Origin of the sequence: Parapedobacter composti, from assembly GCF_900112315.1 — a bacterium.
Taxonomy (GTDB): domain Bacteria; phylum Bacteroidota; class Bacteroidia; order Sphingobacteriales; family Sphingobacteriaceae; genus Parapedobacter; species Parapedobacter composti.
Window position 1 is genome coordinate 489,735 of record NZ_FOLL01000001.1, and the last position, 26,469, is coordinate 516,203.

19 protein-coding genes are annotated in these 26,469 nt (G+C 48.4%); 10 read left to right on the top strand and 9 right to left on the bottom strand.

The window, feature by feature from the left end; all coding sequences use genetic code 11:
- Window positions 1-9 precede the first annotated feature (9 nt).
- The 7 genes from BM030_RS01765 to BM030_RS01795 form a co-directional block, all read right to left on the bottom strand.
- Window positions 10-1,458, bottom strand: coding sequence for an alpha-L-fucosidase (locus BM030_RS01765; protein WP_090970421.1), 1,449 nt, complete (start codon window positions 1,456-1,458; stop codon window positions 10-12).
- A gap of 91 nt (window positions 1,459-1,549) precedes the next feature.
- Window positions 1,550-1,951, bottom strand: a complete 402-nt coding sequence (locus BM030_RS01770; protein ID WP_090970423.1) for a hypothetical protein — start codon at window positions 1,949-1,951, stop codon at window positions 1,550-1,552.
- Window positions 1,948-3,333 carry a monooxygenase gene (locus BM030_RS01775; protein WP_211657496.1) on the bottom strand — a complete coding sequence of 462 codons (1,386 nt, stop codon included), beginning with the start codon at window positions 3,331-3,333 and terminating at the stop codon, window positions 1,948-1,950. Before BM030_RS01775 ends, BM030_RS01770 begins: the two co-directional genes overlap by 4 nt.
- Window positions 3,323-3,997 carry a thioredoxin fold domain-containing protein gene (locus BM030_RS01780; RefSeq protein WP_090970425.1) on the bottom strand — a complete coding sequence of 225 codons (675 nt, stop codon included), beginning with the start codon at window positions 3,995-3,997 and terminating at the stop codon, window positions 3,323-3,325. Before BM030_RS01780 ends, BM030_RS01775 begins: the two co-directional genes overlap by 11 nt.
- Window positions 3,942-5,576, bottom strand: a complete 1,635-nt coding sequence (locus BM030_RS01785) for a SusD/RagB family nutrient-binding outer membrane lipoprotein (protein ID WP_090970428.1) — start codon at window positions 5,574-5,576, stop codon at window positions 3,942-3,944. Before BM030_RS01785 ends, BM030_RS01780 begins: the two co-directional genes overlap by 56 nt.
- A gap of 20 nt (window positions 5,577-5,596) precedes the next feature.
- A complete protein-coding gene (locus BM030_RS01790) occupies window positions 5,597-8,971 on the bottom strand; it encodes a SusC/RagA family TonB-linked outer membrane protein (RefSeq protein ID WP_211657497.1) in 3,375 nt (1,124 codons plus the stop codon).
- Window positions 8,972-8,999: 28 nt separating this feature from the next.
- Window positions 9,000-10,256 (bottom strand): ROK family protein, encoded by a 1,257-nt coding sequence (locus BM030_RS01795; protein ID WP_244518606.1) that lies wholly within the window; start codon window positions 10,254-10,256, stop codon window positions 9,000-9,002.
- Window positions 10,257-10,471: 215 nt separating this feature from the next.
- Here BM030_RS01795 and BM030_RS01800 point away from each other — a divergent pair, with 215 nt between their 5' ends.
- From BM030_RS01800 to pnp, 4 genes are all read left to right on the top strand, one after another.
- A complete protein-coding gene (locus tag BM030_RS01800; RefSeq protein ID WP_090970434.1) occupies window positions 10,472-11,230 on the top strand; it encodes a class I SAM-dependent methyltransferase in 759 nt (252 codons plus the stop codon).
- Window positions 11,227-12,438 (top strand): acyltransferase family protein, encoded by a 1,212-nt coding sequence (locus BM030_RS01805; protein ID WP_090970436.1) that lies wholly within the window; start codon window positions 11,227-11,229, stop codon window positions 12,436-12,438. Before BM030_RS01800 ends, BM030_RS01805 begins: the two co-directional genes overlap by 4 nt.
- A gap of 147 nt (window positions 12,439-12,585) precedes the next feature.
- Window positions 12,586-12,864, top strand: coding sequence for a 30S ribosomal protein S15 (gene rpsO / locus BM030_RS01810; protein WP_090970438.1), 279 nt, complete (start codon window positions 12,586-12,588; stop codon window positions 12,862-12,864).
- A gap of 133 nt (window positions 12,865-12,997) precedes the next feature.
- Window positions 12,998-15,133 carry a polyribonucleotide nucleotidyltransferase gene (pnp, locus tag BM030_RS01815; protein WP_090970998.1) on the top strand — a complete coding sequence of 712 codons (2,136 nt, stop codon included), beginning with the start codon at window positions 12,998-13,000 and terminating at the stop codon, window positions 15,131-15,133.
- A 69-nt stretch (window positions 15,134-15,202) separates the two neighbouring features.
- Here pnp and BM030_RS01820 read toward each other — a convergent pair whose 3' ends face one another.
- Window positions 15,203-17,446, bottom strand: coding sequence for a GH92 family glycosyl hydrolase (locus BM030_RS01820; protein WP_211657508.1), 2,244 nt, complete (start codon window positions 17,444-17,446; stop codon window positions 15,203-15,205).
- Between the two features lie 124 nt (window positions 17,447-17,570).
- On the opposite strand from BM030_RS01820, the gene BM030_RS01825 reads away from it, so the two are divergent.
- Window positions 17,571-18,590 (top strand): LacI family DNA-binding transcriptional regulator, encoded by a 1,020-nt coding sequence (locus tag BM030_RS01825; protein ID WP_090970443.1) that lies wholly within the window; start codon window positions 17,571-17,573, stop codon window positions 18,588-18,590.
- Here BM030_RS01825 and BM030_RS01830 read toward each other — a convergent pair.
- The gene (locus tag BM030_RS01830; RefSeq protein ID WP_090971000.1) at window positions 18,547-19,047 is read right to left on the bottom strand and encodes a methionine-R-sulfoxide reductase; all 501 of its coding nucleotides are present in this window, start codon (window positions 19,045-19,047) and stop codon (window positions 18,547-18,549) included. The two genes, BM030_RS01825 and BM030_RS01830, sit on opposite strands and share 44 nt — an antisense overlap.
- A 382-nt stretch (window positions 19,048-19,429) precedes the next feature.
- Between BM030_RS01830 and BM030_RS01835 the strand changes: the two genes are divergently transcribed.
- Genes BM030_RS01835 through BM030_RS01855 form a run of 5 tightly spaced genes read left to right on the top strand, consistent with a single transcriptional unit; the run spans window position 19,430 to window position 26,449 of the window.
- Complete coding sequence (locus tag BM030_RS01835; RefSeq protein ID WP_090970445.1) at window positions 19,430-20,716, top strand: c-type cytochrome; 1,287 nt, start codon at window positions 19,430-19,432, stop codon at window positions 20,714-20,716.
- A 47-nt stretch (window positions 20,717-20,763) separates the two neighbouring features.
- On the top strand, window positions 20,764-23,778 hold the full coding sequence (locus BM030_RS01840) for a TAT-variant-translocated molybdopterin oxidoreductase (protein ID WP_090970447.1): 3,015 nt from the start codon (window positions 20,764-20,766) through the stop codon (window positions 23,776-23,778).
- 28 nt (window positions 23,779-23,806) lie between these two features.
- Window positions 23,807-25,288 (top strand): NrfD/PsrC family molybdoenzyme membrane anchor subunit, encoded by a 1,482-nt coding sequence (nrfD, locus tag BM030_RS01845; protein WP_090970449.1) that lies wholly within the window; start codon window positions 23,807-23,809, stop codon window positions 25,286-25,288.
- A gap of 2 nt (window positions 25,289-25,290) precedes the next feature.
- Window positions 25,291-25,827, top strand: coding sequence for a DUF3341 domain-containing protein (locus BM030_RS01850; protein WP_090970451.1), 537 nt, complete (start codon window positions 25,291-25,293; stop codon window positions 25,825-25,827).
- Window positions 25,811-26,449: a c-type cytochrome gene (locus BM030_RS01855; protein ID WP_090970453.1), complete on the top strand. Its 639-nt coding sequence runs from the start codon at window positions 25,811-25,813 to the stop codon at window positions 26,447-26,449. The genes BM030_RS01850 and BM030_RS01855 overlap by 17 nt, the downstream gene beginning before the upstream one ends.
- Window positions 26,450-26,469: the final 20 nt, after the last annotated feature.

Below are 26,469 nucleotides of genomic sequence, written 5' to 3' on the forward strand. Positions count from 1 at the left end.
TAGTGATCATTAATGCGTTAATTTAAACACGGTGGCATACCGTAAGTCTACCGGTTGGCGTCTGTTTTTCGGTATGGTGATTTCCAATGCGTCGTCCGTTTCTTTGAACCGGAGTTTGCCGATGCCCAGCAATTCCACCCGCTTGACGGCACCGCCCCCCGGCAAGGGTAATCGGACACTTGTTGGCAATTCAACGGTGTCTTCCGTTGATAGCATGAATGCATAAGTAGCACTGCCATCATTTTTCCGGGTGTAATAAACATCTCCTTCATTGTAAGGAGCTACAGGCCGTGTGGCGTAAATCCCTTCGCTGTTGATCGCCATCCAGCCACCCACAGCTTGCAGGCGATCATAAGCGTCTGGATCCCAGTCGCCATGCGGGCCGGGGCCGATGTTGAGAAGGTAATTGCCCCCGCGGGAAACGATTTTGATAAGCGTGTGCACAATGTCGCGCGCTGGTTTGTATGTATCGTCCGGTACATAACTCCACGAGCTTCCCATTGTCATGCAGCTTTCCCATGGGATATCCAGCGATTTGTCGGGCACCTGCTGTTCGGGTGTGACGTAGTTTTCAAACTCGCCCGGCACGGTACGGTCTACCACCAATAGGCCGGGCTGGTGCCGGCGTGCCATGGCGGCAATGCGGGGCATATCGATATCCTGTTCCACTTTGATGGTACGCTGCCAGTCAACCGTCGTATCCACTGATGCCAGCGGCCGTACCCATCCCCCGTCCAACCACAGGATATCCACCCTGCCGTAATTCGTCATCAGCTCTTCTATCTGATTATAGGTAAACTGCTTGAATTTATTCCACCGTTCAGGATATTTAGCGGGATCGTAATTCACATTGCGGTCCTTCGGCGGGAAATAGGGCCACCAATAATGTTCGGTATGCCAGTCGGGTTTTGAAAAATACGCCCCGATTTTAAAGCCCTTATCGCGGAATGTGTGGAAGATTTCCTTGGTCACGTCGGCACGTGGACTGCTGGAAAAAGGAGTCTTCGCGTCGGTGATCTTGTAGTCGCTCTGCTTGGTATCAAACATCGCGAATCCGTCGTGGTGCTTGGTGGTGAAGACCACGTATTTCATGCCCGCCTGCTGTGCTGCTTGCGCCCATTTTTCGGGGTTGAATGCTGTGGGGTTAAACGTTGTTTGCAAGTTTTCGTAAGCCTTCTTGTATTCAAAGTAGTTATCCGAATGGGGGCCGCGCCTCACCGTCCATCCCTCATCTTCAGGGCAGAGGCTCCAGCTCTCTACGATACCCCATTGGCTGTAGGTGCCCCAATGCATAAAAAGGCCAAATTTTAGGTCCTGCCATTCTTCGAGGTTCTGCTGCACCAAGTGGTCGGATGGTGGGATATATCCGGCGGATATGTTGTGGTGCTGGGCGTAGGAAACAGCCGTGAAGGCAATAAAAAAAAGAAATAGTGTATTGTGTTTATTCTTAGAAATCATAAGTCTAACAATTGATGTTGATCCATACAAACTCGGTCGCTCTGGCAGTATTAGTAAGTAGCATTGACTTTGATCCTGTAAGTTGTTTAGTTCACTTCGTTTGTACTTCAAGCACGTAAACGCTTGTGTACCACGGTATATTAGCCGTGCAAAATGGATGTTCATTTCCGATAGGCTGGCGAATCTTTATCACAAGAGATTGCCCAGCGTTATAAGTGTTATCCAGATTGGTGGCTGATATGGGGCCATAGTGGGCGTGCTCCTCTGGATGGCCTTCTGGAAGAAAATGCTTTAGACGTTCGGCATCTTTTTCCCTAAACTGTATCAAAGGCCCGCTGGGGCAGCCGTCCGAAGGGCGTAAATAAGTCACCCTGAAAACATCTTCATCAAACTGCTGGTCTTTTTTCTCGCAGGATGCCAATGCAAATAGCAACAGCCAAGCGAAAGCAAACGCCGTTGTTTTTATTTTCTTAATTTTCGGTTTTGTTTTCACTCCCGTAAAGATTTTTGCGAAGTAGACACAAATTCGTCACCTTCTTTATAAGGGAGAAAAACCAGTAACATAGTCATCATTTCTTGCGTTGTTTTCATATCACTGTATGAAAATATGTTTTCAGGAGGACTAAACGGATTGAACGGGTTGTCAGCGGTATTGTCGTAACTGCACTCAAGATGAATAACCGATCCTTTGGGAATTTTCACTAAGTTCTTAAAACGGTAAAGTTCTTGCCATCTGAAATCCCATTCGGGAATATGAACCAGAGGTATCGTGTCATTTTGCGGAGTGACAACATAAGCTTTGAATTCTTTCCCGATATAGTGCATATGCGGCCAGACGTATAATGCTGAAAAATCCTCGCTGGGATTAGACACTTTGAGCGAGTACGAACTTATTTTGTTGGCTGGAATCATGAAGAAACTTGGACGTATTTCATTTTCACCGATTCCGCCAGAACCGAAACTGACTACTTTTACAGTCCTTTCAATAGGCTGGTTCGTGAAAAAAAGATTTATCCCGGAAATCGATTTTCTTTCTATCGCAGACGGTCCGAAGTGGACGGTTAACAGGATGATACCGCGTTTGGGTAACACCCACCCTATACCAGACGGGTAGGTCTCTGCCGACGCTCCTGGAATCCAACCACCATAATATGTCATAACTTTTTTTAATGGCAGGTAGGCGTCGTATAATGACCTTGCCTCATCAGATAAATTAATCAGTCTTGGAGCTGCTCTAATGTCGATTGTTGGGTCGGCAACTTCATGTACGGCATAGTTGGCATGATGAATGACTCTTTTGTCATTGCTCACGAATTCAACAGCCTCTATATTAGCTGGAGCGTCTAACTCAAACGGTATTTTGAAGACCACAAAACGTTCATTGTTATCTCCTTGCAACACGAAGGTGTCTTGCGCCATCAAGGTGAGGTCGGGAGTGCGGGTTAGGCCGCTTACCTCGTATGGCGTTTGGACTTTGGATTTCTTAGCCTTTCCTCGTTCTTTTTTTCCATCTATCCAAGAAATAATCAACTGTTTTTCAGATGGCTCTAATGATCTAACGTTCGCAAAGTGTACATATTCGTTGTTCGCTTTCCATGGTGGCATGTATCCCTCCTGTATAACCTTCTTGATGAATGAAGTCCGTTTAGCAACGTCATCATAACTAATGAGTGAAAATGGAGCGGATTCGCCCGGGCGATGGCATGGGGTGCATTTAGCGTGTATAATTGGTGCTATATCTTTGTAAAAGGTTTGTGTATAAGAAGTTCTTGTTTGTAATGCTGTACATGCTGCGAATAAAAAAACTTTTAAATGGAAATTAAAGTTCCTGAGGGGAAGAATATTGTTCATCTTAGCTTTAATTTCAATAGTCATTCAATGCACATCCTATCGCTTGCACGTAGGTAACGGAAATAGGCTGATTAGCCAGGCTTTCCGTCAAAGCATTCTTTAAATAGGGAACGGTAGCAGAATTTCTTTTTTGTCCTAACGAAACAACCCAATTATCGATTGCACCAGTATAAACCTTGTTGCCGTTCTTGTTTAACAGGACAACTTCTGGGGTAACGCTAATACTAAAATATTGGCTTAGCACAAATGTTTTATCAATGAATAAGTCGAATAACAATCCGTATTCTTCTTTGAATGCCATAATGTCTTCATCTGCATATGAAGTGCCCGGAACAATGCCATAAATAGTCAAACTTCCATCGAACGCAATTTTAAGTTCGTTAATGGTTTTTGAATAGTTTTGACAAAGCGGGCATTCTGGCGATAGAAATACGAATAGTGAATGGCTATGTTTTGATTGGTTTAGGACTATTTGTCGTTTTTCTTGGATATCCCAAACGCTGAATGAGCCATGGGATTGGCATATCGCAGTGGTAATATTTCCACAGAACAGTAAACAAAATGCGATTAGTTTAACCATTAGCTTAAAATAAGCACAGCAACTTTGAGTTGCTGTGCTAAATGTAAGAAATTTAATTTGATCTATCCCACCAAACACGGCCAAATGGATCGCCAGGGCCTGAACCATATTCCGGGTCTTGCATCATCTGCTCTAAGGCGGCCCGCTGGTTTTGGTAATTCAAGTTTGACGTAGGCAAAAAGGATTGTGAGGCGCGCCTTGGCAAGGGCAAGCGAGCTCCTTGTGCTACGAGGTCAGACCATTCAAAGATGGTTGACGACGTTGATGGATAACCGGTACGCTTCCACCAATTCCAAGCCTCAAATGGATTTCGGTAGAAATCAAAATAGGCTTGGACAGCAATTTGCTCTAAGGCATTTGAAGGGTCAAATTTTACGCCCGTAGCATTGTAATAATTATCCTTCTCCGTCATGGTAACGCTAACGTAGCCCTCGATGCCGGTACCGACACCGAGTCCGCCAATAGGTGAACTGGCCTGTGCTCTTCGGTCGTAGTAATCAATTGAAGCATAGACGCCTTTCTTGTACCATTCTTCTGCATTGTCACTTGTAAGTCCGCGAGCTGCGAAATCGGCTCTCAAAAAGCAATACTCTGCATAAGTGATGATTGGAAAAAATGCTGAACCGTTGCCTGCACCGTTTCCCTCGTCATAATTCGGGGTAAATAGCCGGTGCTGCAATTGCGAAAAATTAGCAATTCCACCACTGTACAGCGGTGCGTTTTCGGGTTTAATTGGGTCATCCGGGCTTGGAAAACCACCGACGTACTCTCCGTTGCTGTTTGGACGGTAGTAAATTCGAAGCCTTGGATCTGCTTTTTCTTTCATGTAATCCAATATTGGCTTTCCTGCAATGAAGTTGGCTGGATTCCAATTAGTGTTGGCATCTGCATAGGTTGGACCCGCTCTCATTTCCCAAGAGTCGTCAACGTGAGCCATTTGGTCACTGTTAGCCAATACATCGCTAATGATAGCTTGGGCTTTTGCTTGATCCGCTTTGATAAAGCGAGAGGCGATTCTTAATCTCAGCGCATTTCCGGCTTTTATCCACTGATTTACATTTCCGTTAAAAAAAGGATCGTTTGAACCTAAATTAACCTGCCCGTCTGTCGTAGTGTTTTTAAGTATGTCGACTGCTGCACTGATTTGGTCATTTGCGAGTGAGAATATAGTTTCTTGCGTGTCATATATCGGTGTGAGTGTTCCTCCATACCTTGCCAAAAACGCTTCTGAATATGGTATACTTCCATTGGAATCACTGGTGTAGCATGCATAGTAAGCCAACAAAATTCTCGCGATATTCTCAAGATGTATGTAGCCATTTCGTTCTTCTTGTGGTAAAGAATTGATAATTTGGATGGCGTCCATCAATTTTGGCCCGACATTGTTATAGAAGTTATTATATCTATAATTGAAGTTCCCGCCCGGCGCATTAAAATTAAAGCCGTTACCACTTGCAGGAGTACTGTATTGTAGCCAGTAATTTAATCGGCGGTACACATCGTAATAGTATTCATAGTCGTTGTTTATTTGGATTGAGGCGGCCAAAAACTGGTTTTCGGGTGTAACTTCGTACAGTGTAGCCGGATTTAAGTTGGCTTCGACAAATGATTCCTTCTTGCAGGACATCGTCGATAGGCTTGTTGCAATAATCGCAACTCCTATATATTTATGTGTTTTGAGTTTCATGATTTCGTTACTCCTTATCGTTAAAATGAACCGTTTAGTGTGAAACCGATGCTCCTGGTGAAGGGGAATGCACCAGATTCTAAAAAGGATCCAGATCTGTTGCTGAAGATTCCCTCCGGATTTACGCCATCTTTTGCGGTCATCCATAGATATCCCAAATTACGACCAGTAAGGGTGAGTCTCAGGTTTTTCATTTTTAAGTTGCTTGCCAATTGAGAGGGCAGGTTGTATCCCACGGATACTTCGCGTACCGCCACCCATGAGTTTTCAAAAACGGATACCTCGCGGATACCGGTGCCCCATTTGGTAAGGTTATCATAATAGGCGTATGCAGGGATAGCGGGTAAATAGCCCAATTCGTATGCTTCCGAATAGGTCATTCCTCCTAAATCGATGGTCTGACCGTCACGTACCACTGTAATTCCATCTGCCAGCACACCTTCTGGAATAATGCCGTCGTCTCTGGTAACGCCATTACTTATATAAGTGACTCCGCCCAAATCTGCTGTTCTTCCGAATAACGAGTTGGTAACGGAGCCGTTAGCAGAGCCATATTGATGGGTTGTCGAAGCCATTAGCCCCCCAACCTTGGCGTCTAACTGAAAGGAGAGGTTGAAATTTTTATAGCTAAAGTCCTGCACAGTGCTTACCAAAAACCTTTCCATGATATTGCCGAGGTCTTTTGTCGAGCCAGGTTCATAGTCAGCGGTTCTTAGATATGTTAAATAGTTGCCCGTTGCGACCTGTGGGGGAGCGCCGATTACCCGTTGTCCGTTGCTTGGATGGTCAATTGGATTGCCGTTTGCATCTCTTTTCTGGTAAGTGGCGAACGCATATCCGGTACGTACCAAACCATAGGTCGAACCCGGTAGGGCAACCGCTTCGACATCATCGCCAAAGGCAGTTTCCAATTGGTAGGACGATACTCCTGGTGCGAGTTCAATTACTTTGTTCCTGTTTAGCGTAAAATTGATCGTAGAATTCCAGTTAAAATTGTTGTTTGTGATAGGCGTACCGGTCACTAAAAGTTCGATGCCCGAATTCTGGATGTTTCCTGCATTGGTTAGTAGATCTGTTACACCGCTTTCCCTCGGCATTGGGATACGGATGATTTGGTTATAGGTATTCTTCTTGTACCATGCGGCATCCAAAGCCAATCTCCCGTTCCAAAAGCGAAGATCTAACCCCAACTCCAATTCTTTTGTTAATTGGTTTTTTAAGTTGCTTCCTCTAAGAACGTTATCTGCAAAAGTGAATATTTGTTGGTTCGTATTGTTGGCATTGTTAAACGTACCGTCCTGTATCCTGTAGTAGCCTTCCGTGTTGAGCATCTGAGGATCCATTTCTAAGCCGGTCTGCGCATATGATGCCCGTAATTTGCCAAAGGACAATATCGAATTAGTGCTTTTAAACGCTGGTAACTCCGTGAAACTCCAAGACAGGCCAACACCGGGATAAAAATAAGAATATTGTCCTGCACCACTTCTATCGAGGAGTGTAGAAGACCAATCGTTACGCAGTGTGAAATTCATTGTCAACATATCTCGCCATGTTAGATCACCGAATGCATACAATCCGTCAGTACGCTTGCCTGCGGTGGGGTATGCCTGTGTAACAGCTGGATTAACGGAATTCGTGATGGTGAATAAGCCCGGAACCCGTAAGCCGCCGTCTGTATAGGAATCGTTGTATAACCCCGGAACATTTCTATACGTTTCGCCTCCCAAGGATAATGTGCCATACCAATCGGTTGAAAATTGCTTGCTGGCGTTTAACAATCCTTGTACCCGGTAAGAACTTCTGTTTTCTTGCCTTAATTGATAATTTCCACCTTGGAAGTTAACGCCAGTTCCTAAAAACTTACGCTCATAACGTGATGTATAATAATTAGTGTTTGCCCGCACCAGTGCATTTAACCAAGGTGCAATGTCTACCTTAACGTCAGCATTCGCTAAAAGATTATTTTCCTTCAACGACTGATTGTCTTCGTACAATGAAAAGAATACGCTGCCTAAACGATAAGGATCATATAAGTCGGCATCCTGCGATGAACGTTGGCCGCCATAAACAGGATTTATGTAGTTGGCCTGGTAGTACAGTAAATCGACATGCCTTGGCATCAGGTAACTAAACGCATAGGCAAGATTGTTTCTACTGCCCGTCCTTCCGGGGTTTCTCGTGTCGGTCATGCTGTAATTTGCACTCAAGTCAATCGATACTCTTTTAGAAATGTTTTGAGTGGCCCGTAACGCGAAATTATTGCGTTCGATACCGTTGTTTGGCAAGACGCTTTTATTATCTAAGCGGGAATACGAAAAACGTAATGTCGAGTTCTCCCCCCCGCCTTCCAGTGACACGTTGGTATTGCGGAATACACCAGTTTCATAAACGTCTAGCGGATTGTTTGGTTTCCATTCAATCATCCGACCTTCACCAAGGTCTTTGACTAATCGTCCGTCAAACCGAGGTCCGAAAGAATAGCCTCCGCTATTAGGGAAAGCCGGGTTAGACACGATATCTACGCCATTGGCATCTTGCTCAAATGTTGTGTATATACCTCCACCAAATTCATTTTGAAGGGATATTGGGTAGCGATATGCGAAATCATAGGACTCGGTATGGCTGAAATTGACGCCTAATCCCTTATCGGCTTTCCCTTTTTTCGTTGTAATCAATAACACACCATTTTGTGCTTTGGAGCCATATAAGGCCGAAGCCGCGGATCCTTTTAGTACCGTAATGCTTTCGTAATCATCGGGGTTCAGATTTTTCATAATGTTACCAAAGTCAGCAGCGTCCCCCCAGACACTTCCGCCAGTTGTGCCCGGTTCGACAAGTACGTTATCAATTACCAGGAGTGGTTGGGTGTTCATGCTTAAGGAACTGTTTCCACGTATACGGATGCGTGAACTCGACTGAGGCCCACTAGCACCTTGATTAATCATTACCCCAGCCACTTTACCTTGTAGCGCATTGACGATGTTGGCATTATTTGCACGTACCAGTTCTTCTCCTTTGACCTCTGTGACAGCATATGATAACCGTTTTGTGCTCTGTCGCGTTCCAAAGCCGGTGACTACCACTTCGCTTAATTGGTTGTCATCTTGTTCTAGTACAACATTGATGGTTGTTTGGTCGGCGACTACAACTTCCCTTGTCTTATAGCCAATTATAGAAAAGACCAGTGCATCCCCCTTTTCAACAGTCAATGTATAGCTTCCATTTGCGTTTGTTTGCAACGCGGTGTTTGTGCCTTTTATTGTTACCGTCACGCCCGAAAGCGGGCCGCTGGCATCTGTCACAACCCCGGTGACAGTATGCTGTGCATGGGCTATCATCGTGGAGCCAAGAATCGCCATAATGGCCATGCAAAACTTCATGTACAAAATTCTCATGTTGTTGTTACTTTGGTTATATAAATTGTTAAATCACGTTATTACTTGCCTGATTGTTTTCTGTTAGTACGTCCGGTTTACCATTTAATTCCTGCTTGCCATGCCGATCGGGTTGGATAGTTTCTACTACCAAACTGGCAGCTCCCAACAGTTCAGCCTGATAGCTTAGCGTGGAAACCACCACGTCAGTTTGCTCCGCCAATTTCGGAATGCAGAACTCATTGATGGCTCCTTGCACGGGCGGTAAAAGCAGTTTGCCTGCCGCCGCTCCCCGTCCGCTGATAACCACTCGCCGCGGGTTCATGATGTGGATGAGCGTAGCTATGCCTTTGCCCATCATGAATGCGGCATCGGAAAGCGAGGTCACGGCCAATTGGTCGCCATTACACGCGGCTTCAATGAGGTGGTCGCCTTCAGCTTTGCTACGGTCGGCAAATAGCTTTTCCAGGCTGGAGTTGGTGCCGTTTGCCATGGCCTGCTTTGCATTTTCCACGGCGACCAACAGGGAGGCATCTACTTCCAAGCATCCTCGTTTACCGCAGGAACATAGTTTATTGGTGTGCGACAGCGGTATATGGCTGAACTCGCCGGCATACCCATTGTGCCCCCGGAAGAGGCGGCCGTTGACAATCATGCCCAAGCCAATACCCCAGCCCATATTGACGACCATAGCATCCTGTATGTCCATGGCGGCGCCGAAATGCAGTTCGGCAATGGCAATGGCGCTGGAGTCGTTTTCTATATAGGTTGGAATACCCATCCGTTGGGCTAGCCAATCGCGCAATCCCATGTCACCCGTGTTGGTAAGGAAACTGGCGTTTACGCCTTTCGCAATGTCTATGAACCCTGGCATGGCAATGCCGATGCCTATGATATGGGTCCGGCGTACGGAGGCGGAACTCAGGTATTTGTCAATGGCTGCACATAATTGGTGGAGCGCCTCTGGATTGTCCTGCAATGGCAGGGTAAATGTGGCCTCCGGGTGGACGGCTTCATTCACCAGGTTGTACAGGACAATCCGGGTAATAAACTGGTCCATTGCAATAGCCAGGATGTACCGCTTCATTTTCTTGTTAATGCGGTATTTGACTGGACGCCTGCCACCGGTGGATGGCGCCAGCCCGTGTTCGGCAACATAACCGTCTGTTATCAGTTCGTTCATCAGGCTGGTGATGTTGGGTATGCTTTTATTCGTGTGCATGCTCAACTCGGCCAGTGATAGGGCTCCCCTATAGTAAAGAAGCTTAAATACGGCTTGCTTCAAAGTTTGGCGCTGGATTTTCACAATCTTTCGTATAACTGGCTGAAATGTTAAACCTAACGCAAACTTAATAAATATATAATCGTAAAATAAAAAACTTTTTAAAAAAAATATTTAATTGATTATATATTGTTGAAAATTAGCGTTTTTGGATTTAAACCATTCGGAATGACTGGTTGAGATTTTAGGATTGACAAAAACCCGTTACTTTTACATTTCCTGTTAATTATAGGATCGACATGTCAAGCGATAGTATCAACCGGTTTTCCGATCGAGCTGAAAACTATGACAGGTTTCGGCCTGGATATCCCCCGGGATTGGTGGATTTCATCCGAGAGCGGATTCCGTCGCGGGAAGATGTCGTTATTGCGGAAATCGCCGCCGGCACGGGGATATTCACCGAGCTACTTGCGCGATGGGGCAATCCGGTTTATGTGGTTGAACCTAATGCAGACATGCGGCAGCTGGCATTGCGCAGGCTGGCAGCGTTTAAGAACTGTACGTTCATCGAAGGTACGGCAGAGTCAACGGGATTGCCGGATGGGTCGGTGGACCTTATCGTTTCGGCTCAGGCGTTCCATTGGTTTGATGCAGCAAAAGCGAAGGCGGAATTCAAGCGCATCGGCCACGGAAATCCGCTGGTGGCGATCGTCTGGAACCTGCGGAATACCGACAGCGCCTTCGAGTCTGGTTACGAGTCATTGATACGGAGGTACTCGGTGGACTATCTGAAGGTCAGCCAGCGGAAAATGAAGACGGCTGATGTTTCGGCTTTTTATGCGCCGATGAAGCCGGAATACAGGGTTTTCAAGTACGTAGATTTTTTGACGTTCGAGCAACTACGGGGGCGTACGTTGTCATATTCTTACATGCCCGATCAGTCGTCGCCGCTCACGCAAGAGGTGCTGGCGTCGCTTAGGGTGTTGTTTGAAGCGCACCAACGGGATGGAAAAGTGCGGCTTTCCTATAAATCAAGGCTGTTTATTGGTAATATATGAACAAGAGATACTATTCGCTCGATGTGTTCCGCGGGGCCACAGTGGCGCTGATGATTCTGGTGAATAATCCGGGCAGTTGGGCGCATTTGTTTTCGCCGTTGAAACATGCCGACTGGCATGGTTGCACGCCCACGGATTTGGTGTTTCCGTTTTTCCTTTTTGCGGTGGGCAACGCCATGGCGTTTGTGATGCCGCGTTTGCGCGAATCTGGCGATGCCGTGTTCTGGAAGAAGGTGCTGAAACGGACGCTGTTGATTTTCGGTATCGGGCTGCTGCTGAACTGGTGGCCCTTCGTGCAATGGCGCGGTGAGACACTGGTGTTTAAGCTCTGGGTGGATCCGGACAATCCCGACCGGGGCATCCGGATTATGGGGGTGTTGCAGCGGATTGCGTTGGCTTACTGCTTTGCTTCCATCTTGGTTTACTATTTTAAGGAGCGCTGGGTAATCATTGTATCGGCCCTCCTGTTATTGGGATATTGGGCGCTTTGTGTGGTGTTCGGTGCAGCGGACCCTTATAGTTTAGCGGGGTGGTTCGGTACAGCCGTAGACAAGCATGTGTTGGGCGTGGCCCACCTGTACAAAGGGGAGGGGGTTCCTTTTGATCCGGAGGGCCTGGTAAGCACGCTGCCGGCTATCGTACAGGTAGTGTTGGGCTATCTCACCGGCCGGTACATCCGAGAGCAGGGTCGGGTGGAGTGGCTCTGGCCCAGGCACTGGTCGTCCGGCGAGCCCATATACCCCATGCTGGGCGGATTATTTGTGGTAGCAGTGTTGATGACATTGCTGGGCTTATTCTGGGGGTTGGCATTTCCGATCAACAAAAAGATATGGACGGGTTCCTATGTCCTTTATACCACCGGATTGGCGATGCTGGCTATCGGCACGATGATTTGGTTTATCGAAGTGTTGAAGGTGCGGAACGGATTGACGCGATTTTTCGATGTGTTCGGAAAAAATCCCTTGTTTATCTTCGTGCTTAGTGGAGCGCTGCCGCGGTTGCTGGGGTTGGTGCGGATTCCGGCAGGTGTGGACGCGGCAGGCGAAAACCGTTACACGACGCCGCTTCGTTGGTTTTATACGGAGATATGCGCCAAAGTTCCGGGACCACCTGAAGTGGGTTCGTTTTGTTACGCACTGGCTTTCCTCGGTTTATGCTGGGCGATATGCTATATGCTGGATAAAAAAGGAATTTACATCAAGGTTTAATAACCACCGACCACCGACCACCCATCACTAATCACCAACCACCGACCACCCATCACCAATCACCAAAAAACTTTGGAACCTAACAAAAATTGGCGTACCTTTGCAGCCAATTAATTTATTTTTCAACGCTTTAATATTATTCTTGTAATGTATTTAAGTAAAGAGTACAAGGCGGACATCTTCGCCGAATTTGCCGGAAGTGCAACCAATACAGGTTCTACCGAAGGCCAGGTGGCTTTATTCACCAAACGGATTGCTCACTTGACAGAGCATTTGAAATCGAACAGGAAAGACTTTGCTACGCAGCGTTCCTTGCAGAAGCTGGTAGGTAAACGCAGGGCCTTGTTGAAATACCTTTACAACAAGGACATTGAGCGCTACCGGGCCATTATCAAGGCGCTTGGTTTGCGTGACATCATTAAATAGCTTTTCGCGTAAAAATTTCATTGAAGCCATCCCAAATATGGAGATGGCTTTTTACATTTGTGCCAAGTTCTAAAGGTCTAATATAGAAAGGTGTGCCGCGTGAAGATGAACGGCATACCGAATGAAAACAACAATGAGTTACAACGAAATCAAGACAACAATCGATATGGGCGAAGGGCGCCTAATCGAGATTTCCACCGGAAAGTTGGCTAAACAGGCTGATGGTTCGGTGGTGGTCAAGCAGGGGAAAACCATGCTGCTGGCCACGGTGGTTTCCGCACAGGAAGCCAAACCCGGAACGGACTTCTTGCCGCTTTCGGTGGATTATCAGGAAAAATATGCGGCCACCGGGCGTATACCAGGTGGATTTTTGCGACGTGAGGCCCGCCTGTCGGATTATGAAATCCTTATATCGCGTTTGGTCGACCGCGCATTGCGGCCCTTGTTCCCTGAAGATTATCATGCGGATACACAGGTTATGATCTCCTTGATCTCGGCCGATAAGGATATCATGCCGGATGCATTGGCAGGGTTGGCTGCTTCTGCGGCCATCGCGGTGTCGGATATTCCGTTCAACGGCCCGATATCGGAAGTGCGCGTCGCCAAGATAGACGGTAAGTTGATTATCAATCCGTTGCTAAGTGAATTGGAACGGGCTACGCTGGAGTTTATCGTTGCAGGTTCTGCAAATGATATCGTGATGGTGGAAGGTGAAGCCAAGGAGATTACGGAAAGTGAAATGGTGGAAGCCATAGCATTTGCCCATCAGGCCATCAAGAAACAGGTGCAGGCACAGGTTGAGTTGGCCCAGCTTGTCGGAAAAACCACTAAGCGGCAGTATAGCCACGAACCCAGCAACCCGGAATTGCGCGACCGGATTTTTGCGGCGACTTACGACAAGGTGTATGCCGTGGCCAAATCGGCATCGGCTAAGCATGATCGTTCCGAAGCGTTCAAGCAGATCGGGGAGGAGTTTGTGGAAAGTCTGGGCGAGGAGGAAATTGACGAGGATACTGCTTTCTTAATCAAAAAGTATCTCCATGACGTACAGTATGAAGCTGTACGTAACCTGATCCTGGACGAGGGTATCAGGCTCGACGGCCGTGACGTGCGTACCGTACGCCCAATTTGGAGTGAGGTGGATTACCTCCCGGCAGCACATGGTTCGGCGTTGTTTACCCGCGGAGAAACGCAGTCGTTGACGTCGGTAACCTTGGGAGCGAAGGATGATGAGCAGTTGATTGATGGCGCTTTCATTCACGGTTACAACAAGTTTATTCTCCATTATAACTTTCCTGGATTTTCCACGGGCGAGGTTCGCCCGAACCGGGGACCGGGCCGCCGCGAGGTAGGGCACGGCAACTTGGCCATGCGGTCGTTGAAACAAGTGCTTCCCACGGGCGATGAAAACCCGTATACTATCCGTGTGGTTTCGGATATCCTGGAGTCCAACGGTTCGTCATCCATGGCTACTGTATGCGCGGGTACCTTGGCGTTAATGGACGCCGGCGTGAAAATCAAAGCTCCCGTATCGGGCATCGCTATGGGGCTGATAACCGATGAGAAAACCGGTAAATATGCTATTTTAAGTGATATCCTTGGTGATGAAGATCACTTAGGGGATATGGACTTCAAGGTGACCGGTACGGAAAGGGGAATTGTGGCCTGCCAGATGGACCTTAAGATCCACGGTTTGAAATGGGAGGTGCTTACCCAAGCGCTGGAACAGGCACGGGAAGCCCGCTTGCACATTCTCAATGAGATGAAAAAGACACTCAGTGAGCCGCGTGAGGATTACAAACCGCATGCACCGCGTATTGTGAGCTTTACCATCGATAAGGAATTTATCGGTGCCGTAATCGGGCCAGGTGGAAAGATCATTCAGGAGATGCAACGGGAAACAGGGGCGACCATTGCTATTGATGAGGTTGACAATAAGGGCGTGGTACAGGTGTTTGCCGAAGACAAAGCATCTATTGACGACGCTGTGCGCCGGATTAAGGCCATCGCCGCCAAACCCGAGGTGGGTGAGATATACGAAGGTAAAGTGAAATCCATCATGCCCTTCGGTGCATTCATCGAGGTGCTTCCCGGCAAAGATGGGTTGCTTCATATTTCAGAAATAGACTGGAAACGGTTCGAGACGATGGATGGTATCTTCAACGTGGGTGATATGGTGACTGTGAAGTTGCTGGATATTGATAAGCAAGGCAAGTTGAAGCTTTCACGGAAAGTATTGCTGCCCCGCCCTGAGAAAAAAGAGGCGTAATGCAAAAATAACTTGATTGAGAAAGCCGGACATCGAAGTTGATAGTCCGGCTTTTTTTATCACTGCCAATCACCAATTACCTTCCCCGCCGGGCCACGTCTCCGGGTTGCGTCCGAAGCGTTTATTGGGTTTGGGGCCCATTTTGAACACCAGCTCACCGCCCTCAAGTATATCTTGGTGCCGGATGTACAGGTTTTCATAAGGTTTTCCGTTCAGGGTGGCCGACTGGATATAGATGTTTCTGTCGCTATTATTCTGTGCGCTGATGGTGAATTGTCTGCCATTTGGCAAAGAAAAGGTGGTTTTATCGGCCGAAGGGCTTCCGAATACGTATTCACCGGCGGCGGGGTTCACTGGATATAGTCCTCCAATGCTCCAGACGGCCCAGGCGCTCATCTGTCCGGCGTCTTCATTGCCGGCGTAGCCGTCCGGTTTGTCGTGGTACATGGAATCGACAATCTGTCTCACCCGTTCCTGGGTTTTCCATGGTTCGCCGATATAATTATACATATAAGCAATATGGTGGCTGGGCTCATTGCCGTGGGCATATTGGCCGATAAAGCCGCTGGCATCGGGAGAAATATTCTCGCCATGCATTACCGATGGTGCGGTAAAGAGTTCGTCCAGTTTTTTTCCCAATGCTTTATTGCTGCCATACAGAGCGGCCAGTCCGGCTACATCATGCGGAACGAAGAACGAATGCTGCCAGGCGTTGCCTTCGATGTATTGAGCTTTGTCAAAATCATGCTCTGACCAGAAGGGGTCAAACGGTTCTACAAATTGACCATCGCTGTTTTTGGCACGCATGAAGCCGGTGCCTGGGTCAAAAAGCTGGGCGTACGATTTCGCACGGTTCATGAACGTTGCATGGTCTGCCGTTTTACCCAACTTCTTGGCGACTTGGGCTATGCACCAGTCGTCATAGGCATATTCCAGCGTAACAGTAACGCTTCCGCCGGCCTTGTCCTGTGGCAGGTATCCGTATTGAATGTAATCGGGCACACCGCGGATGTCTTGGTGTGCGCTTTTGATCATCGCTTCGTAAGCCCGCTCGGCATCCAGCCCGGGCCACTCTTTTAGAATGGCGTCCGCAAGCACAGGGATGGCATGGTAGCCGGTCATGGTATTGGTTTCCCAGGTGCTGAGATCCCAAACGGGGAGTAATCCGTTTTCGTCGTAGAAGGCCAACATGCTGTTGAGCATGTCGGTATAGCGCTCCGGTTGGGTAAGGGTAAACAACGGTTTTAATGCCCGGAATGTGTCCCACAGGGAGAACAGCGTATAGCGGCTGGTTCCCCCCGGCATGGTATGCACATCACCGTGCGCGTTCTGGTATTCGCCATCGGCATCGGAATACAGGGTAGGGGCAATGGCCGTATGGTAAAGTGCTGTATAAAAGACGCGCTTCAAGGCGTCGTTGTTTGTACTGATGGTAACTTTCCGTAATTCGTTTTCCCATTGGTCGGCAGCAGACTTCCTTGTTCTGGCGAAATCCCAGCTGGGGATTTCATTGAGTGCCTGTAACGCCTTATCGTAGCTCGTGCTGGATAAAGCCACTTTAAGTTCGATGATGTGCCCGTGGTGTTCGTTAAAGATGAGCTGGGCAGACACGCCCTTTCCTTTGTCATAGGTCTCTGCCATGTCTGACATGTCCGAAGCGGAATGTCCGTCGTTGAGGATGGTTTTTGTAAAAGCGGACGACGTTCTCGCCGCAAAATACACCCGTTGTACATGGGCCCAGCCCGTGGAGTAACGATAGCCGACGAGCGTACTGTCGTTAAGGATGGTGACATGCGTTTCAGTAGGTGTATCCCAATTCAGGTGGAAGGCCAGATCAAGCCGGATCGTTGGCGTAGCACCTTGGGGGTACGTATAACGATGATACCCGCAGCGTGCTGTCGCGGTCAGCTCAGCCCGGATACCGTTGTCCATCGTTACCCGGTAATAACCCGGGGAGGCATACTCGTTGTCGTGGCTGAAGCGTATTTTGATGCCCTGCGTGGTATCCGCAAGCGGTGCCGTCAGCGGCATCACGGAAATGTCCAGCCAATCGCCTATGCCAGTGCCGCTGAGGTGGGTATGGCTGAAGCCGGCGATGAGGCTATCGCTGTAGTGGTATCCGCTGCACCAGTCCCAGCCGGACCGGCCATTGTCGGGGCTCAACTGCACCATGCCGAAGGGGACGGCTGCCCCCGGGAAGGTGTGCCCGTGCCCGCCAGTGCCGATGAAAGGGTCTACGTATCTGATAAGGGAGTCTTGACCCCGTGACAGCAGACAGAGGGAGGAAAACAAGACTAATGAGCTCAAACGCATTAGCATATTCATGTGATAAAAAATTAATGTCCAATTTCCTGTAAAACTAAATCTTATTCTTTCAATCCCAAAAAAAAATACATACGTTTGCCAAATGTGCTAAACATAAAGCAGGTTTTGCTAAATGAAGAAGAAAATACTTATAAGCGACATCGCTAGAGATTTAGGGGTGTCTGTCACCACCGTATCGTTTATTCTCAACGGCAAAGCCAAAGAGAAGCGTATCAGCGAAGGATTAACCAAGCGGGTGCTGGATTATGTCCAGAAGGTGGGGTACAAGCCCAACGAGCTGGCTAAAAGCCTCCGCACGGGAAAAACTAAAATCATCGGTTTGATTATTGAGGATATTTCCAATCCGTTTTTCGCTAATATTGCCCGGCTTATCGAAGCCAAGGCCTATAGCAAAGGGTACCGGATTATCTATTGCAGTACGGACAACCAGCCCGAGAAAACCATTGAGCTTATCCAGCTTTTCCGTGACCGCCATGTAGATGGATACATCATTACGCCTTCGGAGGGGGTTAAAGATACCATCCAATCCTTAGTAAGCAGCCAGCTGCCCGTGGTGTTGTTCGACCGGTATATTCCTGGTTTGAACACCAGCTATGTCGTTTCAGATAACATAAAAGGTGCATATGATGCCACCGCCCACTTAGCGCAGCAGGGATACAAGCGTATTGCTCTGGTCACTTTATATTCGTCGCAGACGCAAATGCGTGATCGCATGGACGGCTACATGCGCGCGATTGACACCTATAAGCTGCAACCATATGTGAAAAAGGTGAACATGGGCGACGATGAAGAGACAACTATCAGCAGCTTCAGCGCCTTCTTAGCCGATCAGGAACCTGACGCTGTTTTTTTTGCAACCAATTACCTGGCCATTATCGGCCTCAAAGCGCTTAAACAACACCGAGTTTCGATGCCTGCGGTAGCATCTTATGATGATCATACGCTCTTCAAGTTGTTTACCCCGACGATAACCGCTGTGTCACAGCCTATCGAAGGCATAGCCGATGAGCTGATCAATACGTTGCTTAACCAATTGGACGGCAACGCCAAGGAAAACCGGCAGGTGGTGCTCCCTTCCACGTTGATCATCAGGGAGTCGTCGCGGGCACGAACTTCATCGACAGGGAATTGACGCAATGGCGGGTATTTTTCGGGGTGAATCGCTCGCCAAGAAATACGTGCCCCAGGTGTCCCCCGCAGCTTGAACATAGGATTTCGGTGCGCCGCCCGTCGGCATCAGGTACCCGCTTTACGGCCCCCGGTATTTCATCGTCGAAACTCGGCCAGCCGCAATGCGATTCGAACTTGTCTTCTGAACGGTAAAGCGGCGCATCGCAGCGCTTGCACACGTAAGTGCCCTGGGCTTTATTATTCAATAGTGCCCCCGTGAACGGCCGTTCCGTGCCTTTGTGAATAATGACGTACTCTTCCTCGGGTGTAAGTTTATTGTATTTCGCCGTGTCCATCTGATATTGAATTGAACCATGCTTGTTGTGGTCGGCTTGATGAGGGACATCCCGTTGGGATACCGCCCGCCCTGCTATGGCAACACAAAGCACTCCCAGAGCGAACCAGCTAACGTACTGCATGGGTGCGTTTTTAAATTGATGGATTTTATCATAACCCTTCATGCGAATATACATAAAGTATGGAAAAAAGTTTTAAGATGTGATAAAAAGGATTATCAACCCCCTGCATTTAATCTTAAAAATTAATTATCAAAAAACAAAATCTGGCTTGCCTGCTACGGGAATGACCGGAACCGATGCGATCTTATAAATTATGCAATACACGCTGGAATCGCATTTTTTCATCAATTTAGAACGATTATAAATTATTAAATTCAGTCATCAGATTGTCACCGATACGGCAATAAGTTATACTTTTGTGCCATTGTTAAGAGGGTGTAGTTCCATTGATTCAAATAGCCCAAATTTTTACATTTATCATAAACTGTATAAAGTGCTCAATATGAGAAATATCTCATTAGTTTTTGGAAGGATTGCCAAGCCGATATCCGTTGCTTTAGTGCTGTTGTTTGTGGCCTCTTCATTACAAGCGCAGGATGCGAAGGAAGGGGAATCGATTTTTAGATCCAATTGTTCTTCATGCCACCGGGTGTTCGGCAAATTCCTGGGGCCGGAACTGGCAGGGATAAACGAACGGCGGGAAGAGGCTTGGTTGTTGAAATGGATTCACAATGCACCCGCAATGATTGCTGCCGGGGATCCCATAGCCAAAGAGCTGGATGCGCAATACCCCAATGCGACTATGTCGGCTTTTCCGCAACTTTCTGAAGATCAGATCAAGAGCGTTTTGGCCTATATCAAGTCTGAAGAGGAGAAAAGTGCGGCGGGGGCAGCTGATGGCGGCACCGGAGCAGACGGAGGCGCTGGCGGGGCGAGCGGCGACGCAAGCAGCTTCATGATTGTCGGCCTGATTGCCGTGATTGCCCTGGCTTTGGTGGTAATCCTGGTGCTTAATAAGGTTATCCGCACATTGGAACGGGTAATTACCAATAATAAAGACCTGATTCCTGAGCCGGTGCTTGACCAAACTCCCGGTAAAGACTACGCGGCTAAGTTCCGGAAGCTGGCTAAAAATAAAAAGTTGGTATTTTTTGCGGTATTGATGCTGGTTGTCTTCCTGGCTTCGGCCGGATGGAAGACGCTATGGAACGTTGGTGTGCATGAGGGCTACCAACCGGTGCAACCCATCAAGTTTTCGCACCAGTTGCATGCGGGCGTAAACCAGATTGATTGCCAATATTGCCATGGTGGCGCATACAAATCGAAGAATGCATCCATCCCGTCGGCCAATGTATGTATGAACTGCCACAAGGCCGTTACGGGGAGCGACAAGTATGACGGGCAACTGTCGCCGGAAATCGCTAAAATTTACCGCGCATTGGATTATAATCCGGAGACCATGGAGTATGGTACCAACCAGCGCCCCATTGAATGGGTGCGTATCCACAATCTGCCTGATTTCGCTTATTTCAACCACTCGCAGCACGTTGCGGTCGCAGGGGTGGAATGCCAGACCTGCCACGGACCGATTGAAACGATGGAAGAAGTATACCAATATTCGCCGTTGACCATGAAATGGTGCGTGGACTGTCACCAGGAGACAGAAGTGAACCATAAAGGCAACGCTTACTATGACGAACTGATTGCCGCGCACGAGAAGCTGAAAAAGGGTGAGAAGATTACGGCGGCCATGCTCGGCGGATTGGAATGTGGAAAATGCCACTATTAATAATAAGAACACGCAAATAAGATATATATCTCTTTATATTAGCTTAAATGGATAGCAACAAGAAATATTGGAAAGGTTTGGAAGAATTGCAGCAAACACCGGCTTTTGTAAAGCAAAGCAAAGGTGAATTTGCCGAACCGGTTCCCGTAGAAGATGTATTGAATGAGGCCGGCCTGAGCACCAAGACACCTCGTCGTGACTTTCTGAAAGCACTGGGATTCGGGTTGGGAGCTGTTACGCTGGCGGCGTGTAACCGCACGCCCGTGCATAAAGCTGTTCCTTACCTCATTAAACCCGAGGAAGTGACCCCGGGTATTCCCAACTTCTATGCTTCAAGCTTCAAAGGGCAGAGCGTTTTGGTGCGGACCCGCGAGGGACGCCCCATCCTGTTAGAGGCTAACCCTTCTGCTGTAGGGCTGAATTGCGGAACGGATGCATCCACGCAGGCTGCGGTACTGGATCTATACGACATGTCCAAGCTGAAGGGACCCAAATTTAACGGTGCTGATATTTCTTGGGACGAATTGGACACGCACGTAGTGACGGCGTTGAACGCGGCTGCGGCTGCCGGAAAGCAGATCCGGATTGTCTCTTCCACCATCAACAGTCCATCAGCTATCGCTGCGATAGCCCGCTTTACCGAAAAATATCCGACTGCCCGTTTAGTTGAGGTAGATGCCGTTTCTTACAGCGGCATTATCAAAGCCAACCAGAACAGCTTCGGCAAAGCCGTGGTGCCTCATTATCGCTTTGACAATGCGGACGTGATTGTCAGCGTGGCTGCTGATTTCCTGGGCACTTGGCTTGATGGTGAGGAGCATACACAACAGTATATATCTAACCGCGACTATAAAAGCCTTAAGAATGGCAAAATGTCACGCCATATCCAGTTTGAAGGCGGAATGAGCCTCACCGGCACCAATGCGGATGTCAGGGTGGCCATTAAACCTTCAGAAGAGGGTCCGTTGTTAATCGCGTTGTACAACGCCATTACCGGTAGCAGCCTGTCCGGTGCGTTGAGCACCAATCAGAAGGCACAGACGGCATTGAAGCTGGTAGCCCAGGAGTTGCAGCAGGCACGCGGCCGTGCCGTTGTGGTTGCGGGTTCTAACGATACGGCTATCCAGACCTTGACCAATGCCATTAACGTGGCGCTGCAAAGCTATGGCAGTACCATTGATTTGGACAATCCGTCTTACCGGTATAAAGGGAACGACGAAGCCTTTGCAGCGTTCTTGGCGGAGGCAAACCGGGGTGATGTAGATGTGGTGTTCTTCCTGGATAGTAACCCGCTGTACGACTATCCGGATGCAGGGGCTGTCAAAGAAGCGTTAGGAAAGATCAAGTTCAAGCTTTCGTTCGCTGACCGCGAAGACGAGACCGCATCCGAACTGGATGCTATCGCGCCGAATCATAATTTCCTCGAATCTTGGGGCGATGCCAATCCGCGCGGGGGCTATTACACCATTGTACAGCCTACGATTAATCCGGTCTTCAATACGCGGCAGGCAGAACACAGCTTGTTGCTTTGGGCCGGTGAGAAAACAGATTACTATACGTTTGTTAAACAGAACTGGGAACAGCATATTCTTGCGGGTAGCAGCAAAACCTGGAAGGATGTATTGCAGACAGGGTTTGAATACAAGGGTGACCAGCCTGCTTCTGCGTATAGCTTTGATTTCGGCACCCTCGAAGCGGTAGCGGGCGCCATCGCAGCCGGCAGCAAGACCCTTGCCAAGGACGTGGAAGTGCAGCTTTACCAAAGCGTGGCCTTAAAAGATGGCAAGCAGGGCAATAACGCGTATCTCCATGAACTGCCCGATCCGGTGTCAAAGGTTACATGGGATAACTATGCGGCGCTTAATCCGAAGTTTGCGGAATCACTGGGCTTGGGAGAGAACAGCCTCGTGGAGGTTGAAGCGGAAAACGGCTATAAAATTACATTGCCGGTGTTGATGCAGCCGGGGCAGGCAATGGGGACAGTATCCATTGCGGTGGGCTATGGCCGTACCAAGGTGGGTAAAGCGGGCAATAACGTTGGACAAAACGCTTATCCGCTGGCAAAATTGGTCAACGGAACGTTGCAATTCAATACCACGGCGAAACTGACTAAGGCCTCCGGCCGCTATGAACTGGCGCAGACGCAAACGCACCATACGATTGAAGGACGTAACGTTATCCGTGAGACGACTTTCGCTAAATACAAAGAAAATCCGGGGCATAATGCCGGAAGATGGACGGATAAGCATAAGACATACGACCTGTGGAATAAGTATGAGCAGCCTGGGCATAAGTGGGTGATGGCGATAGACCTCAACGCTTGTACGGGGTGCGGCTCTTGTATCGTGGCTTGCAATATCGAGAATAATATTCCGGTTGTAGGCCGTGATGAAGTGCGTCGCCGTCGCGAAATGCACTGGTTGCGGATAGATCGATACTATGCTATCGAGCAAGGTGGAGCGTCATATACCAAAGAAGACGATATTGCCAAGCTGGAGGATTTCGAGAATGTATCGGTAGTGCACCAACCGATGACCTGCCAGCACTGTGAACACGCACCTTGCGAAACGGTTTGCCCCGTGTTGGCCACAGTGCACTCGTCAGAAGGGTTAAATCACATGGCGTACAACCGGTGCTTCGGTACACGGTACTGCGCCAACAACTGCCCGTATAAAGTTCGGCGCTTCAACTGGTTCAACTACTGGAACGACTCACGCTTTGATAATTACCTGAATAACGAGTTCACCCAGCTGGTGCTTAATCCGGACGTGGTGTCCCGTTCACGCGGGGTAATGGAGAAATGTACCATGTGTATCCAGCGTATCCAGGCAGGTAAGCTGAAAGCCAAAATGGAGAAGCGTCCGCTGAAAGATGGCGATATAAAATTGGCTTGTAGCTCAGCATGTTCGGCCAACGCAATCATATTCGGAGATGCCAATGACCCTAATTCGGAAGTATCCAAGGCATTGAAGAACGAGCGTGTATATTACGTGTTGGAGGAAATTAACGTGCAACCGGGCATCGGTTACATGACGAAGGTGAGAAATACTTATGAGGCTTAATCAATTCTTCTTTTCGAAATAATATATTATGTCATCGCATAACGAATCAATATTAAGGGAACCATTAGTAACAGGCAAGGACATCACGTATGCCAAGGTGACGGACGATATCCTGTTACCGGTGGAAAACAAGCCCAACAAGGCTTGGTGGATAGGGTTTATCCTGGCGGCTTTGGGGGCTTTGCTTTGGGTGGTGAGCGTTGGTTATACGTTTTGGACCGGTATCGGAGCCTGGGGCTTGAACAAAACGGTAGGTTGGGCTTGGGATATCACCGACTTCGTATGGTGGGTGGGTATCGGTCACGCCGGTACGTTGATCTCGGCGGTACTGTTGTTGTTCCGGCAGAACTGGCGGAACTCCATTAACCGTTCGGCAGAGGCGATGACGATTTTTGCGGTAATCTGTGCGGCTACCTATGTAGTGGCACACATGGGGCGCCCTTGGTTGGCCTACTGGATCTTCCCCTTGCCGAATCAATTCGGTTCCTTATGGGTAAACTTCAACTCTCCGCTGGTATGGGACGCATTTGCGATTTCGACATACTTTACCGTTTCGCTGGTGTTTTGGTATTGCGGGTTGCTGCCCGACATCGCGTCTGTGCGCGACCGCGCTGCTGGCCTCAAGCGGAGGATTTATTCAATCCTGTCTTTCGGATGGAACGGGTCGGTGAAAACCTGGCAGCGTTTCGAGATAGTTTCGCTTATCTTGGCAGGTATCTCCACGCCGTTGGTACTTTCGGTTCACACCATCGTATCGTTTGACTTTGCAACGTCGGTTATCCCCGGCTGGCATACCACGATTTTTCCGCCTTACTTCGTTGCGGGCGCCATCTTCTCGGGCTTTGCCATGGTGCAGACACTGCTGCTCGTGATGCGTAAGGTGCTCAACTTCGAGAACTATATCACGATGTTCCACATCGAATCCATGAACAAGATTATCATGGTAACTGGTTCTATTGTGGGTATCGCTTATTTGACGGAACTTTTCATCGCTTGGTATTCAGGTTCTGAATATGAAATGTATGCTTTTGCGAACCGGATTGCGGGGCCGTACTGGTGGGCTTATTGGACGATGATGACGTGTAACGTGATTTCGCCTCAGCTGTTCTGGTTTAAGAAGATACGTACCAGTATTCCCATATCGTGGGTGCTTTCCATTGTGGTTAATATCGGGATGTGGTTTGAGCGTTTCGTAATCATCGTTACGTCGCTGCATCGCGATTATATCCCGTCAAGCTGGGCAATGTTTTATCCGACATGGGTGGATGTCGGTATATTTGTGGGATCCATCGGCTTGTTCTTTACCTTGTTCTTGCTGTTCCTGCGGTTCTTGCCGGGTATAGCGGTGGCCGAGGTGAAACTGTTGCTGAAGAGCGCCAGTTTACAGCAGAAGACCAAGCTGGTACAAGAAGGGCATCAGGATCCGGAACAGGTGGAATTCTTTAGAAATTCGCTTACCAAATATGATTCGGTAACGGAACAGGACATTAAGGCATTAGAAACCAAGTAGCAATGAGCAAGATTAAATATATTCTCGGAAGTTTTGCAGACCCGGACGAGCTGATGGACGGGATTGACAAGCTGCAGGCTAATAACATCAGCATTTATGATTGCTTCACGCCGATGCCCATCCATGGAATAGAGGCGAAGCTGGGTGTGAGACCTTCGCGCTTGCCCATTGCCGCCTTCTGTTTTGGATTGCTGGGAGGCACCCTGGGATTCTGTTTACTGTACTATACCATGACGTATGATTGGCCAATGAACATCGGCGGTAAGCCGGCCCTGCCATTGCCGAACTTCGTACCCGTGACATTTGAGTGTACGATTTTAATTACGGCGTTGGGCATGGTGGCTACGTTTTTTTACCGGAATCATTTGTTTCCGGGGCGGGCACCGCGTGTAATGGATTTGCGTGCCACAGATGATCGGTTTATCATTGCCATTGATGCCAACGATAATGCAGACCATGAACGGATTGAAAGCTTGTTGAAAGAAGCCGGCGCCGTAGAAGTGAAGTACAACGAACGAAAATATGTTAGCTATGAATAAGATGAGGTTTCTTGGCGCTGTAGGTGCGGCTGTTGCCATTGCGGCTGTAGTGACGGCTTGCGGGGATAAAACGACGCGTAGCACGGGCTGGGAATTTTCGCGAAATATGTATGACCCAATCGGGTATAATCCTGACCAGCCGAATGCCAACTTCAAGGATGGCAAGACAGCACAGGTACCGCCTCCTGGAACAGTACCTGTAGGTTTTGAGCGGTTTGAATATGCTGGTACCAACGAAGATTATGAACGGGCTGGTGCCGAGGTGGTGAACCCGTTGGCCCGTACGGAGGCTAACCTGGCTCAAGGCAAGGCCCTGTATTTAGTATACTGCGCGGTATGCCATGGTCCTGAAGGGGCAGGTGACGGCCCAATCACAAAAGATAGAAGACTGGAATCTAAGACGGAATCCAGGGCGCTGGAAAATTATCCGCCGCCACCATCGTACAGGCGCTCGGATGGTGCCAATTCATCCCGCGGCGGACTGATGGCCGACCTTACCGACGGTAAGATTTATCATACGATTACCTACGGGTTGAACATGATGGGTTCGCATGCTTCGCAGTTGTCGCCCGAAGAACGTTGGAAAGTGGTTATGTATGTTAGAGAATTACAACAGAAATAATATTATATCAGCTATATTAA

Bases quoted from the DNA above. Each gene is read 5' to 3' on its own strand.
- BM030_RS01765 (WP_090970421.1), bottom strand. From the start codon at position 1,458: ATGATTTCTAAGAATAAACACAATACACTATTTCTTTTTTTTATTGCC.
- BM030_RS01775 (WP_211657496.1), bottom strand. From the start codon at position 3,333: ATGACTATTGAAATTAAAGCTAAGATGAACAATATTCTTCCCCTCAGG.
- BM030_RS01780 (WP_090970425.1), bottom strand. From the start codon at position 3,997: ATGGTTCAGGCCCTGGCGATCCATTTGGCCGTGTTTGGTGGGATAGAT.
- BM030_RS01785 (WP_090970428.1), bottom strand. From the start codon at position 5,576: ATGAAACTCAAAACACATAAATATATAGGAGTTGCGATTATTGCAACA.
- BM030_RS01790 (WP_211657497.1), bottom strand. From the start codon at position 8,971: ATGAGAATTTTGTACATGAAGTTTTGCATGGCCATTATGGCGATTCTT.
- BM030_RS01800 (WP_090970434.1), top strand. From the start codon at position 10,472: ATGTCAAGCGATAGTATCAACCGGTTTTCCGATCGAGCTGAAAACTAT.
- BM030_RS01805 (WP_090970436.1), top strand. From the start codon at position 11,227: ATGAACAAGAGATACTATTCGCTCGATGTGTTCCGCGGGGCCACAGTG.
- rpsO (WP_090970438.1), top strand. From the start codon at position 12,586: ATGTATTTAAGTAAAGAGTACAAGGCGGACATCTTCGCCGAATTTGCC.
- pnp (WP_090970998.1), top strand. From the start codon at position 12,998: ATGAGTTACAACGAAATCAAGACAACAATCGATATGGGCGAAGGGCGC.
- BM030_RS01820 (WP_211657508.1), bottom strand. From the start codon at position 17,446: ATGCGTTTGAGCTCATTAGTCTTGTTTTCCTCCCTCTGTCTGCTGTCA.
- BM030_RS01825 (WP_090970443.1), top strand. From the start codon at position 17,571: ATGAAGAAGAAAATACTTATAAGCGACATCGCTAGAGATTTAGGGGTG.
- BM030_RS01830 (WP_090971000.1), bottom strand. From the start codon at position 19,047: ATGCAGTACGTTAGCTGGTTCGCTCTGGGAGTGCTTTGTGTTGCCATA.
- BM030_RS01835 (WP_090970445.1), top strand. From the start codon at position 19,430: ATGAGAAATATCTCATTAGTTTTTGGAAGGATTGCCAAGCCGATATCC.
- BM030_RS01840 (WP_090970447.1), top strand. From the start codon at position 20,764: ATGGATAGCAACAAGAAATATTGGAAAGGTTTGGAAGAATTGCAGCAA.
- nrfD (WP_090970449.1), top strand. From the start codon at position 23,807: ATGTCATCGCATAACGAATCAATATTAAGGGAACCATTAGTAACAGGC.
- BM030_RS01850 (WP_090970451.1), top strand. From the start codon at position 25,291: ATGAGCAAGATTAAATATATTCTCGGAAGTTTTGCAGACCCGGACGAG.
- BM030_RS01855 (WP_090970453.1), top strand. From the start codon at position 25,811: ATGTTAGCTATGAATAAGATGAGGTTTCTTGGCGCTGTAGGTGCGGCT.